A 15,246-nucleotide genomic window follows, 5' to 3' on the forward strand; every position below is an offset into this window, starting at 1 on the left:
AGATGAATAAAAAAAGAATCAGTATGCTGATCGGCTTGATAGCTGCGGCCGCCTTACTCGTGTTTTTCTTTTTGCCGCGTGAGAATTCGCCATCACCAAGCACACGCGTCATCCTTGAACATACGCACCACACGTACATTGCGCCGTCATGCTTCGACCAGGCGGATGCTACGAACTTCCTTGAAGATTCGACATTGGAAAAGGCGGAAGAACTTCAATATCCGCCCCACTCCACATGCACAGAAGAATCCTTCAAAGGAAATAACGACAGCCCTTTCATCAGCTTGCTTAAAGAGCTTGGCATCAAAGAAAAAGACTCGATGGATTGGTGATTAGAAAAGCGTAAGCGCCCATCTAGCCTTGATTGGTTTAAGACCCCGAGAGGCTGGACACTGAAAAGCGGAAGCAGCCGCTTAGGTTCGACAGGCAACTAATAAAAAGCAACGACAGAGCAAAAATACTCAGTCGCTGCTTTTTTATCTTCCTCCGATGCTTTTTACACATACGGGCGCTTTAGTTTTTGCTATTTCACCAGCAAACTCAGGCATCCCGTTCTTCCCGATTTTCAGCACAGCTAAATTATGTGAACGTTCATTGGCTGCTATCATCCACTGTCCACCGGAAATCAGCTCGAAATGCCTCGGCCCTTCTCCGCCGCTTGGCGAAAATCCGGTCAATTCTAATTTGCCGTCTTCTCCGATAGCGAACACTGCCAAACTGTCATCTCCTCTATTAGATGCATATAAATACCGTCCGTCCGCAGAAACTCGGACCTCTGCGCTTGTATTCTTTCCTTCGAACCCATCTGGCAGCAGAGACACCCGTTGAATCGCATTTAAACTTCCCGCGTCATTCCATTCATAAACGGTTAAAGAAGAAGTGATTTCTTCCAATGAATAGATGTGTCCGCTCGACGGATGAAAAGTTAAATGGCGGGGACCCGAACCAGGAGGCGCTTCGATGGATTGCTCAAGTTCCAACTTCCCAGCTTCTTGATCCAGCTTGTAAATATAAAGCATATCTGTACCTAAATCCGAAACAATGAATCGGGCGTCTTGCGGGATTTGAAAAACAGAATGTGGGTGCGGGGCGTCCTGCCGTTCCGCGTTAGGACCACTGCCTTCATGTTTGATGGAATCAGTGCGTTCACCAATTGATCCGTCCTCAGCTATCGGATAGACATTGACATTCCCTCCTGAATAATTGGCCGAGAGTAGCCATTTTCCTGAATGGTCAATGCATACATGGGCAGGGTGGTCTCCATTCGCCGGCTGCCGGTTGATTTCCTTTAAGCCGAGCGGCTCCTCCATAAATTCATAGGCCACTAAATCGCCGTCTCCCACTTCACTTGTTGCAGCAAAGCTTTTCCCGTTTGGATGGATAGCTAAAAAAGAAGGGCGATCAATACCGAAAGTGCCCGCAATTTCAGTTAAGCTGCCAGATTGATGATTAAATTCCCAAAGCTTGATGCCTTGCTCCTCAGCGTTTGAATACGATCCGGTCACTAAATATGTATGGTTCATTTTCTTCCTCCCTGCTTTTATAGAATTTCCGTGAGTTTTTCAAGTGTGTGGTGTAAAGTAAGCTTTGAGAACAAATTGCTCGTACAATTATTTTAGAAAAGAGTGGTCGCCAATGAGAAAGTTCGGATTATCCATCCGCGAAAAAAGCATTGTCTGCATCGGTTTTATGGGTGTTGGAAAAACGACTGTCGGAAAATTGCTCGCAAAAAAATTGTATCGGGGCTTTGTGGACATTGATGCAGAAATCGAAAAAGAATTCGGCATGCCCATCCCCCTTATTTTCGAGAAGTTCGGTGAAAAAACCTTCCGGAAAAAAGAAAAAGAGCTGATTCATTTTTACAGTCAACAGCCTCTTTATGTTATTTCAGTTGGCGGCGGAGCATTTTTGCAGCAAGAAATCCGTGAAATCTGTTTAGCGGATTGCATCGTGTTGTTTTTAGACATCAGCTGGGATTCTTGGAAAGAACGCATCCACATCCTCTCAGACAACCGGCCACTCCTTCAAGATCGATCCATAGAAGACATCCAGAAACTTTTTGTCGAAAGGCAGGCCATTTATTCGCTGAACCATTCGAAATTTCAAGTGGACCATTTTGATGCCGAAGAAGCAGCAGACTATTTGGCTGATGCACTGAAGCTGTCTTGGGAGATTCATGCTCCGCAGCCTGGCTGAAAATCCGCGGGAATATAAAAGATAAAACAAAAGGAATGGCGGCCATCAATCTGGCGCCATCCCTTTTTTATGTTAACGATACTGAGCTTTTACTAAATCATACAGATTGGCTTCTTTTAAATAAGATTCCGGTGCGAGGAAGGTGACGGTTACGACTCCAGGATGGCGGCCGATTTCAATCGAACCGGTTATGGTCGCCCGGTTCATTATTTCCGGCACCTCCACACGGAACATCGCAGCTGCCCGTTCCAATGCATTGTCTGTAGCTGCATTCAAAGTCGGCCCAGTCCCAATGAATGAAATTGGCAATGATTCTTCCAGCTGCGGGACATTCCACTTCTCGGCAATCCGTTGAGCAGATAATCGCTCTTCTGCGGTAAAAGGTTTAGCCGTATACGGCAAATCTTCCACATTCGGCAAAAGAATCGGACCGTCATTATTCAATCCCTTCAGCAAATGGACTTCCAAATGGACAATTCCCGCTACATCAGACGTATGCCCTGCGATCTCGCCGTCGCCTTGCATCGCATGCATGTCTCCAAGATAAACCCCGCCGCCCGGCACTTTCACTGGGCAAATCAATACCGAGCCCGCTCTGACGCGGCTAATATCCATATGGCCATCTGTCCGATGCGTATCCAGCTCTTCTTGGGTGCTGACATATTCGTGAGGTGCATCGATTAAAAACGACCCAAAATCGCCGGCATTGTGGGAGTCTGGGATTGGCCGTGACGGTGTCGTCCCAAGCTGCCCTAAAAATGGACGCATCCGTGCAATGGTCCCGACCAAATCGTGCGGCGCAAAAGTGACAATCGGATTTTGGACAGAAGCATCAGGCGTTTTCATATACGCCCGCCCATCCTGGGCAATCATTTCTGCAGCTTCCTGGTTCAGCGTTATGCCGACATCGCCTTTTTCGCTAAAGAACATCGTGTAGCCATTCGTAAACACAAAAGGGGTGACATCTGCATCACAATTAGCACAGCGGATCGCTTCGCTTCCGGTGCCTTTAATCACTGTATCCGGATACAAAGTTCCACATCCTGGACATTTCACGGCAATAAACGGATCTCCCAGAAAACGCCCTTCAACAGGACTGTCATTTCCAGAAGACGTGGCAAGCGAGGTCACTTCAATGGATTTTATCTTGATGACAATGGCATCCCCCGGTTCTGCGCCTTCCACAAAAACCGGTTTTGTCACTTCATGCCCGCCTCGGATGCAAGGTGTGATCATCGGACCCCAGCAGCCAGGTGCTGTGTGGGCAATGATATGTCCGCCGCTTTTTAAGGGGCCCAGCATTTCCAGGTTGGGATCTAGTACTCCGTTGATGTATTGATTGACCATTACAGTTTCCGATGCTTCTCTGCTCAACTTAACTCCCTCTTTCCGTTTGATTATTCTGTCATTTTGAGTATACGGTAAATTTCAAAAGCTTACAATTTCACCGCTCTGACTGCTTTTCCTTAATTGGACACATTGCTTTACATTGATTCCATTTTCTTTTTTCATGAGCTAGATTAAGTTAGGTAGAATCCAAGCTATCGATTATAATGAAAAAGGGATTGAAGTACATCACCCATCCACTTAAGAAATAACCCATGAGCCTACGGTCTTTCATACAAGTTTGGAGGATTTTTTATCCGCCGCTCTTGAAAACGTTTCCATATGCATAGGAGGAAAAACAGTGAGTTTAACAAGAGATTTTTTTATTGCCTTGTCCAAAAACCAAGTGTTGAATAGCGGAGCTAAAAAATGGGGTCTTAAATTAGGAGCCGGCAAAGTTGTAGCCGGAACTGATATCGATAGCATGATGAAATCCGTTAAAGAGTTAAATGCTGAAGGCATCGGCGCTACCATTGATAATTTAGGTGAATTTGTTTTTAACCGCGAAGAAGCACTTGAAGCAAAAATGCAAATCCTTGAAACGATAGAAGCGATCCAAAAACATGGCGTCGCTGCCCATATGTCTGTCAAACTGACCCAAGTCGGCTTGGATGTCGACCACAAGTTCTGTTTGGAAAATATGAAAGAAATTGTAGCTGCCGCCGCTGACTATGCCATCTTCATCAATATCGATATGGAAGACTATAGCCATCTTCAGCCAACGCTTGATATTCTTCATGAATTGCTGAAAGACTACGATAACGTTGGGACCGTGATCCAATCTTACTTATTCCGGTCTGAAAAAGATTTGGAATCCCTCCAACATGTCCGCTTGCGTCTAGTCAAAGGAGCTTATAAAGAGATTTCTGAAGTGTCTTATCAAAGCAAACAAGATATCGACAATAATTATTTGAAATTGATCAAGATCCGGCTCCAGCAAGATGTGTTTACGTCTATCGCGACGCACGACCATGTCATCATCCATGAAGTGAAGAAATTCGTAAAAGAAAACAAAATCTCACGCGACCGTTTTGAATTCCAAATGCTTTACGGATTCCGGTCCGAACTGCAGAAAGAATTGGCCCAAGAAGGCTATGCTTTCACGACATACGTTCCTTTCGGCCAAGACTGGTACGGCTATTATATGCGCCGGTTAGCTGAACGCCCGCAAAACATCAATTTGGCTTTAAAGAGCTTGATCTCCAAATAAAAAAAGCGCTTTGGATTTTTCCAAAGCGTTTTTCCTATTGTCATTTATTCCCTTTCACGAACCTTAATCGGGATCAAGTCATTCATCAATCCGCTTCGGTATTGTTCATACCGTTTTGGCAGCATCAGCGATTCGCCAAGGCTTTCCGGAGATTCGTCGATAGCGAAACCAGGAGGATCCGTAGCAATTTCAAATAACAAATCGCCATACTCCCGGAAGTAAATCGCATTGAAATAGCTGCGGTCTTGTACAGGCGTCACGCCAAGCCCGTAAGCTTCAATTTCATTTTTCCAATCCAATTGGTCCGCATCGTCCATCGCACGCCAAGCAATGTGGTGAACCGTACCGACGCCCATTTGGCCGGTTCCTGAAGAAGTAGTTTTCACGTCAATCATATTGCCGATTTCCGCGGTTGAGCGAAAACGAATAAATTCGCCTTCTTCTCCGACTTTTTCAAATCCAAGCACCTGTTCAAGCAATTCAGCTGTCTTTTCCGCTCGTGAAGTGAAAAGCGTCGCACCTGCAAATCCTTTTATCGCAGCTTCCCGTTTCACTCCATTAAAACTCCAGCTATTCAACTCACCCATGCTTCTCTCGACAATCTCCAAATGGAGGCCGTGCGGATCATCAAAGCGCAGCGAACTTTCTCCAAACCGGCTCGCTTTTTCATAATCAACCTGATAATGGGCTAACCGTTCTTCCCAGAAGCCAAGCGCTCCCGCAGGAACCGCGTAGGAAGTTATACCAACTTGGCCGTCACCGATTCTTCCTTTATAAGCGTTGTCCCAAGGGAAAAACGTTATGATGGTTCCCGGATCTCCGCCTTCATTGCCAAAATAAAGGTGGTAAGTTCCCGGATCGTCAAAGTTGATTGTTTTCTTTACTAGCCTTAGTCCTAAAACACTTGCATAAAAGTCCACATTTTCCTGTGGGTTTCCGACAATCGCTGTAATGTGATGGATCCCTGCCGTTCGTTTCACCATGCTATCATTCTCCTTCAACTCTTTTCTCCATTCTATCGTACCATTTTGGCTTTACTCGCTATTCTCTTTTTGCTTGGCCAACTTTTCTTTTTCAAGCTCTTTCTGCTCTTCTAATTTTTACTTTTCCTCTTCGGTTTCCTTTTCTATTTGTTCCTTCTGCTGCTCTTTCAGCTCTTCAATATGCTCCATCTCTTCCTGGTACCGCTCTTCAACTTCGGTAGTAGATGGAATGAAAGGCTCTTCGTTATAATCCGTTCTTCTGCCGTAGCGCAGCATTTCATAAATGATCAATCCATTATTGGGTTTGCCATTCGCCGTTTTCATCGGCACAATATCAAAAAGAACATAATAAAAAGCATAGAAAACAAAACGATCCCAAAAAGTTCTATATTCTTCGAGCAGGCCGTTAGCAAGCATCGCGTTTATCGCAAATGCAACGGCCATATTGATTAAAATTGGCCCGGCGTAGATAAAGGTATAGGCTATCTTCCCTTTCGAGCGCAAATCGTCATAGGAATACCAACTGTATAAATGGTAGTACTTTCGGATATCGAACATCCAAATCTTGACGATTCGAGGGCCGGAACCGATGGTCAGCCTTGGATTCTTCACACCGAAAATGGCACTGACCAGCAAATAACCGGTTTCTCTAATGAAAATCACAACGGGCAGAATAATAAATGCAGAAATTATTAATGACAATAGGTCAGTCAGTCCAAACATGTTCATCACATCCCGTCAAAATCGCTCAACTATTAAGATACCCTTATGAGAATCGAGCCAATCCTTTTTCAAAATGAAACTTTTTTGTTATATTTGTCACATTGGTACAATATTCACTGTCTTTTTCTAAGGGCAGGACCTTAAGATAGAAATTAGCGATGGAGAGACAGAAACTGGCGGGGAGATGGATGTAGAGTGGAGAAAAAAGAACTGTTTTACGGAAAGCGGATATGGTTGATTCCGTTCTTTTTAATTGGACTCATGCTGTCTATTTTCATAAGCGATCAAATTATCACCTCTTCCGATGCATCCGCTTCTAAAAAGGTCGCAAGCTTCTCAGCTTATGCACCGCCGCCTAATTTCCTCGAGATTCAGGAAAATGTAGAAGTTGTGAAAAACTTGAGATACAGTGACACGAAAGACGCCATTTTAGATATTTACTACCCTAAAAACCAAGCCGAAAATATGCCCGTTGTGCTATGGATCCATGGCGGAGGCTATATCGGCGGCTCCAAAGACAGCCGGCAAGACTATGCGATGACTTTAGCTAACGGGGGCTATGTTGTAGCCAATATCAACTATGCTTTGGCTCCCGAACAGAAATACCCTGGACCGATTTTCCAGGCAAACGAAGCGATTGAATTTATGATGGCGAATGTGGCGCAATACGGCGGCGACATGGAGCGGCTTTTTATCGGCGGGGATTCAGCTGGAGCGCAAATTTCCAGCCAAGTTGCTGCGGTCATTTCAAATGCTGAGTTGGCAGCAGCAATGAATATTCTTCCTGCTGCTAATGCCGAGCAACTGAAAGGCGCTGTCCTGTTTTGTGGCTTATATGATATGGATACGGTGCGTGCCACCCAATTCCCGAATCTCGAAAACTTTTTGGCTGCCTACACTGGAACTGAAGTTTTCGAGTCGTTTGAGCGCATTGATGAGCTATCGACCGTTAACCACATCACAGAAGCTTATCCGCCAGTGTTTATGACGGTCGGTGATGCCGATCCTTTTGCTAGCCAATCCGAAGAATTGAAGGAGCAGCTGCTTCATCAAAATGTCCCAGTGGAAAGCCTCTTTTTTGAAGGCAGCAATAAGCAATTGAAGCACGAATATCAATATGCCTTGGATACCGAAGAAGCTCAAGAAGCTTTAAAAAGAACCTTAAATTTTTTATTCGTCAATAGCCATTAGAAAACGGGCTCTGCATAAAGCAGGCCCGTTTTTGTGTATTCATTTAATTATTATGAGCTGCATTTTTCGCTACAGCTACCGAAATATTTTCCTTTTTCGCTTCTCTTGCTTTCGATTTCGAAGGCAGCATATTGAAGAGGATATTCAGTACGATGGCTGTAACACTTCCAGCTACGATTCCATTGCTTGTCAGAATCTGCAAGCTTGAAGGCAATTGCGCAAAAATCTCAGGAACTACCGTTACACCAAGGCCAAGGCCTACGGAGCAAGCAATGATCATCGAGTTTTCAGGAGTAGCCGAAATGACTTTGCTAAGCATTTTGATTCCTTGTGAGATCACCATGCCGAACATAGCAATCATTGCTCCGCCTAGAACAGCTGTTGGAATAATCGTCGTAGCAGCCGCCACTTTCGGCAAGAAACCAAGTGTAATCAACATCAATCCGGTAATCAAGATGATTTTCCGTGATTTCACGCCAGACATTTGAATCAGGCCGACGTTTTGCGAGAATGTCGTGTAAGGGAATGAGTTGAAAATCCCGCCAAGGATGATCGCCAACCCTTCTGCACGGTATCCTTTAGCTAAATCTTTTTCAGTTAATTTCTTTTCAGTGATGTCGCTCAAAGCAAAGTAAGTGCCAGTAGATTCCACTAATGACACCATGGCCACTAAAGTCATTGTCAGAATGGCGGACCACTCAAAAGTCGGAGCGCCGAAATAGAACGGCTCCACCATGTGGAAATACGACGCTTCTGAAATAGCTGCAAAATCAACGATTCCCATGAAGATTGCTGCAATTGTTCCTGCCGCAATCCCGAGCAAAATAGAAATGGCTTTTAAGAAGCCGGTAGCAAATTTATAAATCAGCACGATGAGCAATAAAGTTCCGAATGACAAAGCGATGTTTTGAAGAGAGCCGAAATCGCTCGCTCCTTGGCCGCCGCCCATATTATTAATGGCCACAGGGATTAACGTGATTCCGATGATGGTTACAACCGACCCTGTTACTACTGGCGGGAAGAACCGAACGAGGCTTCCGAAAAATCCGCTGATCAATACAACAATAAGGCCTGAAACCAAGATCGATCCATAAATGGCAGATATGCCATATTCGCCGCCAATGGCAATCATAGGGCCGACTGCTGTAAACGTACAGCCAAGAACGACGGGCAGCCCGATTCCGAAAAAGCGATTATTGACGATTTGCAGGATCGTTGCGACTCCACAAAGCAGAATATCAATTGCGACGAGATAAGTGAGTTGTTCTGAAGAAAGTCCAAGGGCGTCTCCTACGATCAAAGGCACTAAAATTGCGCCTGCATACATTGCGAGCAAATGTTGGAATCCTAACGCTGCTGCACCTAAAGACTTTTTCATTTAACAATCTCCTCCTCAAGAAATGCCACTTTGCCGCTCTCCAGCGACGAGACAATTGCTAACGATTCTACGCGAATCCCACGTCCGCGCAGTAGATTTCCGCCTGTTTGGAACCCTTTTTCGATGACAATGCCAATACCGGATAGAGCGGCATTCGCCTGTTCAACGATATCCACTAAGCCGAGTGCTGCCTGGCCGTTCGCCAAGAAATCGTCCATGACTAGCACCACATCTTCACTGCTGATAAAAGCTTTAGAAACTGAAATATCGTTTGTTTCATTTTTAGTAAATGAATGGACACTTGCTGTATATAAGTTATCCACCAATGTCAGTGACTTGCGTTTACGGGCGAATACGACTGGAACCCCTAACACTAGCCCTGCCATAACAGCCGGTGCAATCCCGGAAGATTCGATGGTTAAGATTTTTGTGATCCCTTCATCTGCAAATCGGGAAGCAAATTCTTCCCCAATTGCCTGCATCAATGCCGGGTCGATTTGATGATTTAAAAACGAATCCACTTTGAGTACGGACTCCGATAACACTTTGCCTTCTGCTAAAATTTTCTCCTGTAACTGTTTCATGCTGTCAGCACTCCTTTCGTCACGCCAGAAGGCATAAAAAATAGCCCTCAGAACGTGCATCCATTCATACCATGAGTGGAGCAATGTCCTTCGAGCTAAAAATTCGAAAGGAAATAGAAAAGAAACATGCCTTTCTTGGAAAAGGCACCCTCTTATCATTTCGTTGCTTCTCATAGTCAGTTCGTTTACGGCAAACTGGTAGAAACTCGCGGACCTTATTTCCGCTATTATATGAGTGAATATTATTAGAATGGTCTTATTATAGCACGCTAAAATGCCATTTCAAGCCATACAAAAATAAAAGAGAATTCGAATAATTCATCCGACCGAAACTCTTACGGCTGCTTCCTGCGCCTCACGGAGTTGGCTAAACGTATAAATGCTTTTCGAGTTCAGCGCGGATTTCTTCCGGAATTTTCTCGGATTTCTGCTCAGCAAGATTGTAGTTTACATAGGTTACGCTGTTTTTTGCGCAAACTTTGCCGTCCTGATAAAGCTCTTCGTACAGCTCTAAACTGGAATTGCCGATTTTCTTCACCCAGACACGCACTTCCACATCTGTGCCAAAATAAATCTGTTTGACGAATTCCAAGGTCGTTTTGACGATCACCATTTTCCACTTGGCAAAATCGTGGTCCGGTGTAAACAGGCTGAATAACGGATTCCTAGCTGCTTCGAACCAGACAGGCAAAGTCGTATTATTGATATGGCCAACGCCATCGGTTTCGGAAACTCGTGGCGATAATGTGGTTTGATACATTAACTTTAATCCCCCTCCGCGAATAAATTCTCTTTTCATCTTATCACCTTGAAAGGTTTTGCCATACAAAAACCGGAAGGGGCCAACCACCCCTTCCGGTTCTCATTTTAGTCTTCGATGTTGATGTACAGTTTGCCGGCAGCCGCTTTTCGTGTTTCGTTCTTAAAGCTGTCGACCACTTTCGCTTCAATCATTGCTCCATTGGCAGTGGTGCCATAAGGAACAGTCCAATAACCCACATAATGCCCATCGCCTTGCTCCATCATCGGCAATTCAGTTGCATTTGACACATTGGTCAATGGCATATGAATCGTGAAGCTGGCTTTTAAGCCTGGCGCTGAATCAAATTCGATTTTCACGCTTCTGCCCGTTGTCAAGTGAACGTCTTCTGAAGGCGTCAAGTTTTCAATGGCAGGAGCTGTAAATTGAGCGGTAACTGTCACAGTTTCTGAAACTTCATTGCCTGCAGCATCGACCGCTTTTACTTCAATTACATTATTGCCATTATCCAGCAAAATGCGTTTGGAGAATTTGCCGTCTACAATAGCTGCCGCTTGTCCGTTGACTGTTACTGATTCCAAGTGCTCATCAGCAATCGTCCCTTCCACAGTCACCGTTTCACGGTTTGTTTTTTCACCATCCACTGGATTGGTAATCGTAAGATCCGGCGCTTCCGTATCCAACACAACGGTTACAGGAGAAGATTCACCTGTTTCCTGCCCATTGAGCGTTGAAACAGCGACCAGTTCATTGCTGCCTTCTTCCAATTCAATCGGCAATTCGAATGTTCCGTCAGCGGCTGTTTCCACTGTCCCGGCTTCTTCGCCATTGTTCTCCAATTCAATAATCGTCGTAGGAGAAGCTTTCCCTTCCACTACTGCGTTCGCTTCATTTGTAACCTGCCCATCTTTAGGGGACGTGATGACCGGTGCATTCACTTCATAGCTGACGCGTGCCCGGATCATATAATTCCCTTCTTCTGCCGGAACCGGTGACCAAGCTCCAGAGACATGCTGATAACTTCTCTTCGCATTTTCACCAGTTTCATCTGTCGCAAGTCCAGGAGAGTTCGGGTTCGCAACTGTCTGGCGGTAAACCATGTAGAAGTCGCCTTCAACCACGATATTGTATTCCCCCAAGTCAACAACTGTCCACTCCCCGTTGCGCAAGGCTTCTCCATCAATCGGGCCTGCCAGCATTTTGCCTGGTGTGCCCTCTGCACCCGAAGCATCCCATACTTCTACAGCAAATTCTGTACCGCCCGGGCTCGGCCATTCCGTATCCCAGAAGCGGAATACGCCGTCCGTGACAATACCGGATTCCTTGCCTTCAGGAAGCGACATTTTCACAGCCCATGCGTTCCCTGCCGCGTTATACGCACGTGCATTTTCTGCACTGCCGTCATCGTAGCCGATTTCTCCGCCTGGATACGTATAGAATGGCTCAAGTGCCAAGCTGACTTCCACTGCCTCAGCACCGATTGTTACAGGAACTTCTTTGCTGTAATAGCCTCTTGCCACCACTTTCAACGTATATTCACCTTCATATGCGCTCAATGAATAACTGCCATCTTCCGCAGTTTCGACAGGGGAAATATTGGCGTCTTCCACAAGAAGAACAGTCGCCCCTTCGATTCCTTCACCTGTCGCTTCATCGGTGATCGTCCCGCTTACTGTATTTTGCGAAACTTCTTCCAGCGTAAAGTTTGCTTGCGTTGTTGCATCCGCTTCAATCGTTACCGCTTTCTCTTCCGATTGATAACCGTATGCTTCCGCTTTTACAGTATAATCACCCGGTGTATGCGTTAAGGTATATGTTCCATCCGCAGGGTTCGAGTAAACCGAGCGCCCGGATTCCAATACCCTCACTTGTGCACCAAGCGGCAATAAAGTCGGATTGACCGGAACTTCTACCGTCGGCAATTCTTCTTTAGCCGGAATGATTGGATGGATCTTCGCTGGATCAACCGGATTCTTCACCGATTCTTTATCCTTGTCTTTCACAAGCCCCAATCCGATTCCTCTATTCACTGCACCTTTTGCATTTGCTTTGCCATTTCCTTTATTCGCTGAATTCCCTTTTGCATTTTTTCCTTTCGAAACTTTTCCAGTTTCTGAAACATCAGCTAATGCCACGTCATCGATATACCAGCCGTCTTTGACGACACTGCCATCCGAATAAGCATTGAATGCCAGATAAATGCGCTGTCCGCTATAGTCGCGCAGATCGACTTCTGCATCCGCCCATTCTCCAGTCTCGCCTTGGAATGTCTGCAATTGCGTCCATTCCTGCTGATCGGCAGAGACGAATACATGGCCATAATCCCATGCCGTTCCTGAAGACGATTGTTCGAAACTGTGCCAATGCTTGAACTGCAAATACGCTTGGCCATCCGGCAGATCGACCGGCGGCAATACAAGTGTTGCGTTCATATTGGAATCGTAAGCACCGTCCAAGTTCGTTGCATAAACTTTCTCGCCGGATGCTGCATTTCCAGGACCCGAAGTCGGAACTCCCTGCTCCCAGCTATTCATTTCACCAAATGAAGTCCAGCCTGCTGCCGCGCCCTCAAAATCTTCAAAATACCCGATCGTGATTCCTGGTTTTACTTCAACCGTGTATTCTTCAGAAGAAACTTCGTTATTGCCAAAATCGTTGATGGTCCATTTGTAAACGAACGATTCGCCTGAAACCGCTGCTCCTGGAACCACTGCTTTAAACACACCGGATTTGAAATCTCCGGATGTGCGGGCGGCATCAAGTTGTTGCCAGTCCCCATTTTCATCCAAGTAATTCAATTTCACAGAAGAAATGCTGATATTGTCTTGTACCGAAACCGTTAATGGCAATTCCATTCCTTCATAAGTTTCTGTCGGAGCTGCGTGCTCGAAAGTCGGAGCTTCCACATCATCGCCTTGCTTCGAAACTTGGCCTTCCAATTTGCCGATGCCGTCCAAGATGGAGCTGACTGCTTCATAGGCATCGACCAACCCGTAGCCGTAACCGTGGTTTGGCGATTCAGGATAAGTGCTGTCCGTAAGTGGTGTCGCAGTATCGAGAAGAATCTGCTCCATTTCATCCACTGTCAGACCCGCGTCAACTTGGCGAAGTAACGCAGCCGTCGCTGCCACTGCTGGCCCTGCCATCGATGTGCCGTTCCAACCGCCTTCATAACCGCTGCCTGGAACAGAAGAACGAATATTAACGCCCGGCGCAGAAACATCCGGTTTGATTTCGTCATATGGAGATGGCCCTCTTAACGAAAAATCAGCTACTTTATTGTTAATATCGGTTGCGCCTGTCGCAAATGATTCAGGATAATTTGCAGGTGCCGCAACAGATGCTGGGCCGCCGGGGTTAAACAATGTCGTATTTCCTGCAGAGAATTCCGGGAAGATTTCAGCTGCGCGCCAGTTGATGACGACATCGCGGTACCATTCATCCAAGCCAGGCCCGCCGCCCCATGAGTTATTCACAACATCCGGTGCTAGATCTACACGGGCATTGCCTTCTGAATCGGTTGGAGCTAAAATCCATTCAGCTGCTTCCAGCAAGTCGGCATCTGTGCCTCCAGAAGCTGTAAATGCCCGGACTGCAATCCATTTAGCTCCCGGTGCGACACCAATTTGGTTGGAGCCATCTGGTTCGCTTCCGACCATTGTTCCAGTTACATGCGTTCCGTGCCCTTGATCGTCATAAGGGGCTGTTTGGCCAGCCGTTGCATCAAACCAGTTAAAGTCATGGTTGGCTTCGCCTGTTGCCGCATTGTATCCACGGTACTTTTCTTTTAATGCTGGATGGTCCCATTGCACGCCTGTATCAATGCTCGCAACGACCGTTCCGGCGCCGTCAATTCCAAGGTCCCAAGTTTCTGGAGCTTTCACACGCTCGACACTCCACTCAACATTTGCGACATTTGATTTAGGCGGTTCGGCATTCGGCGTTTTTGTTGTAAACAATTGGCGCGTTTCATTCGGCAATACTTTTTCTACTTCAGCAAAAGCCGCTACTTTTTCAGCTACTTCTTTGGTCGCTGTCACTGCCATGCCATTAACTACATAATACGAATTGAGATCTTCCGCATTTCCTTTTGCTACTTCTTTTTCAAGATACTCTTTGACATTCTGCTGCTCTTCAAGAGCCGTCGCTTTCAACTCAGAAACTACTGCAGAGCGCTGGGCGAGCTTTGACTTGGAAGAAGACAAAGCGGCTTTTTCTGCACTTTTTTTAATCGAATCAGCCACTTCTTCTGTTTCTGCCTTTTCTTTGAATTTAATCAGAAACGTAACTTTTTCTTCGCCTTTGAAATTAGTCAAAAGCCTGCTGCTTAATTTTTCTTTGGCAATTATGTTGGAGTCATTTACCGATCGGTGCAATTTGCTTGCCGTTTCCGCGCTTGCAGCACCCGGTGATACAAGTGAAAACGCCATAAGTAAGGAAGCTGCTAAACTAAAAGCTTTGATAGGACCTTTTTTCTTACTCAATATTGTTCCTCCCTCCAAATTTACAACATCTTTTTCCTCTTACTTGCCTTTTAAGAAGACAAAAAAATACACCTGTCCCCCTTCCCCAAATATTTTTGGTGCCCAGCGTCTTGGTGTCATTTCTTTTATCTAAGTTGTTTTTAACACTATACAAGAAAAAAATATGTAATATTATTGAATTTTTTGAATTGATAAACTATACCTAACTTCTTAAAGCATGTCTAAAGAACTAAAATATTGATTTAAAAATATAGAAATTAGTTTTATTCCATCTAGAATAGAGGATTCAAGGCAATTATTGATCTTATTTCCAGACCCCCCTTCTGATCCCCTAATTTTCTAAAATGAACC

The 15,246-nt window shown here is 45.5% G+C and carries 12 protein-coding genes and 1 riboswitch; of the genes, 4 read left to right on the forward strand and 8 right to left on the reverse strand.

Annotated features, from left to right (window positions below):
• Positions 1-2 precede the first annotated feature (2 nt).
• Positions 3-332: a hypothetical protein gene (locus tag NFU07_RS10485; protein ID WP_251477787.1), complete on the forward strand. Its 330-nt coding sequence runs from the start codon at positions 3-5 to the stop codon at positions 330-332.
• 144 nt (positions 333-476) lie between these two features.
• On the opposite strand, the gene NFU07_RS10490 is transcribed toward NFU07_RS10485, so the two are convergent.
• Positions 477-1,523: a lactonase family protein gene (locus NFU07_RS10490; protein ID WP_251477790.1), complete on the reverse strand. Its 1,047-nt coding sequence runs from the start codon at positions 1,521-1,523 to the stop codon at positions 477-479.
• Between the two features lie 112 nt (positions 1,524-1,635).
• On the opposite strand from NFU07_RS10490, the gene NFU07_RS10495 reads away from it, so the two are divergent.
• Entirely contained in the window at positions 1,636-2,196 is a 561-nt protein-coding gene (locus tag NFU07_RS10495; RefSeq protein ID WP_251477793.1) for a shikimate kinase, read from the forward strand.
• 72 nt (positions 2,197-2,268) lie between these two features.
• On the opposite strand, the gene NFU07_RS10500 is transcribed toward NFU07_RS10495, so the two are convergent.
• The gene (locus NFU07_RS10500) at positions 2,269-3,543 is read right to left on the reverse strand and encodes an acetamidase/formamidase family protein (RefSeq protein ID WP_251478244.1); all 1,275 of its coding nucleotides are present in this window, start codon (positions 3,541-3,543) and stop codon (positions 2,269-2,271) included.
• 340 nt (positions 3,544-3,883) lie between these two features.
• On the opposite strand from NFU07_RS10500, the gene NFU07_RS10505 reads away from it, so the two are divergent.
• On the forward strand, positions 3,884-4,792 hold the full coding sequence (locus NFU07_RS10505) for a proline dehydrogenase family protein (protein WP_251477796.1): 909 nt from the start codon (positions 3,884-3,886) through the stop codon (positions 4,790-4,792).
• A 44-nt stretch (positions 4,793-4,836) separates the two neighbouring features.
• On the opposite strand, the gene NFU07_RS10510 is transcribed toward NFU07_RS10505, so the two are convergent.
• Entirely contained in the window at positions 4,837-5,775 is a 939-nt protein-coding gene (locus NFU07_RS10510) for a ring-cleaving dioxygenase (RefSeq protein WP_251477799.1), read from the reverse strand.
• A gap of 117 nt (positions 5,776-5,892) precedes the next feature.
• A complete protein-coding gene (locus NFU07_RS10515) occupies positions 5,893-6,498 on the reverse strand; it encodes a hypothetical protein (protein WP_251477802.1) in 606 nt (201 codons plus the stop codon).
• A 195-nt stretch (positions 6,499-6,693) separates the two neighbouring features.
• Between NFU07_RS10515 and NFU07_RS10520 the strand changes: the two genes are divergently transcribed.
• The gene (locus NFU07_RS10520) at positions 6,694-7,689 is read left to right on the forward strand and encodes an alpha/beta hydrolase (RefSeq protein ID WP_251477806.1); all 996 of its coding nucleotides are present in this window, start codon (positions 6,694-6,696) and stop codon (positions 7,687-7,689) included.
• A gap of 43 nt (positions 7,690-7,732) precedes the next feature.
• Here NFU07_RS10520 and NFU07_RS10525 read toward each other — a convergent pair whose 3' ends face one another.
• The 4 genes from NFU07_RS10525 to NFU07_RS10540 all read right to left on the reverse strand — a co-directional run bounded on the left by NFU07_RS10525 (position 7,733) and on the right by NFU07_RS10540 (position 14,898).
• The gene (locus tag NFU07_RS10525) at positions 7,733-9,067 is read right to left on the reverse strand and encodes a nucleobase:cation symporter-2 family protein (RefSeq protein ID WP_251477809.1); all 1,335 of its coding nucleotides are present in this window, start codon (positions 9,065-9,067) and stop codon (positions 7,733-7,735) included.
• Complete coding sequence (locus NFU07_RS10530; RefSeq protein WP_251477812.1) at positions 9,064-9,651, reverse strand: xanthine phosphoribosyltransferase; 588 nt, start codon at positions 9,649-9,651, stop codon at positions 9,064-9,066. The genes NFU07_RS10525 and NFU07_RS10530 overlap by 4 nt, the downstream gene beginning before the upstream one ends.
• A gap of 153 nt (positions 9,652-9,804) precedes the next feature.
• Positions 9,805-9,906: riboswitch (purine riboswitch) on the reverse strand.
• Between the two features lie 112 nt (positions 9,907-10,018).
• Complete coding sequence (locus NFU07_RS10535; RefSeq protein ID WP_251477816.1) at positions 10,019-10,411, reverse strand: acyl-CoA thioesterase; 393 nt, start codon at positions 10,409-10,411, stop codon at positions 10,019-10,021.
• 107 nt (positions 10,412-10,518) lie between these two features.
• A complete protein-coding gene (locus NFU07_RS10540) occupies positions 10,519-14,898 on the reverse strand; it encodes a S8 family serine peptidase (RefSeq protein ID WP_397443728.1) in 4,380 nt (1,459 codons plus the stop codon).
• Positions 14,899-15,246 lie beyond the last annotated feature (348 nt).

It is taken from the genome of Planococcus sp. NCCP-2050, assembly GCF_023708025.1.
Lineage (GTDB): Bacteria > Bacillota > Bacilli > Bacillales_A > Planococcaceae > Planococcus.

Coding starts and splice junctions, on each gene's coding strand:
- NFU07_RS10485 (WP_251477787.1), top strand. CDS start 3: ATGAATAAAAAAAGAATCAGTATGCTGATCGGCTTGATAGCTGCGGCC.
- NFU07_RS10490 (WP_251477790.1), bottom strand. CDS start 1,523: ATGAACCATACATATTTAGTGACCGGATCGTATTCAAACGCTGAGGAG.
- NFU07_RS10495 (WP_251477793.1), top strand. CDS start 1,636: ATGAGAAAGTTCGGATTATCCATCCGCGAAAAAAGCATTGTCTGCATC.
- NFU07_RS10500 (WP_251478244.1), bottom strand. CDS start 3,543: ATGGTCAATCAATACATCAACGGAGTACTAGATCCCAACCTGGAAATG.
- NFU07_RS10510 (WP_251477799.1), bottom strand. CDS start 5,775: ATGGTGAAACGAACGGCAGGGATCCATCACATTACAGCGATTGTCGGA.
- NFU07_RS10515 (WP_251477802.1), bottom strand. CDS start 6,498: ATGTTTGGACTGACTGACCTATTGTCATTAATAATTTCTGCATTTATT.
- NFU07_RS10525 (WP_251477809.1), bottom strand. CDS start 9,067: ATGAAAAAGTCTTTAGGTGCAGCAGCGTTAGGATTCCAACATTTGCTC.
- NFU07_RS10530 (WP_251477812.1), bottom strand. CDS start 9,651: ATGAAACAGTTACAGGAGAAAATTTTAGCAGAAGGCAAAGTGTTATCG.
- NFU07_RS10535 (WP_251477816.1), bottom strand. CDS start 10,411: ATGTATCAAACCACATTATCGCCACGAGTTTCCGAAACCGATGGCGTT.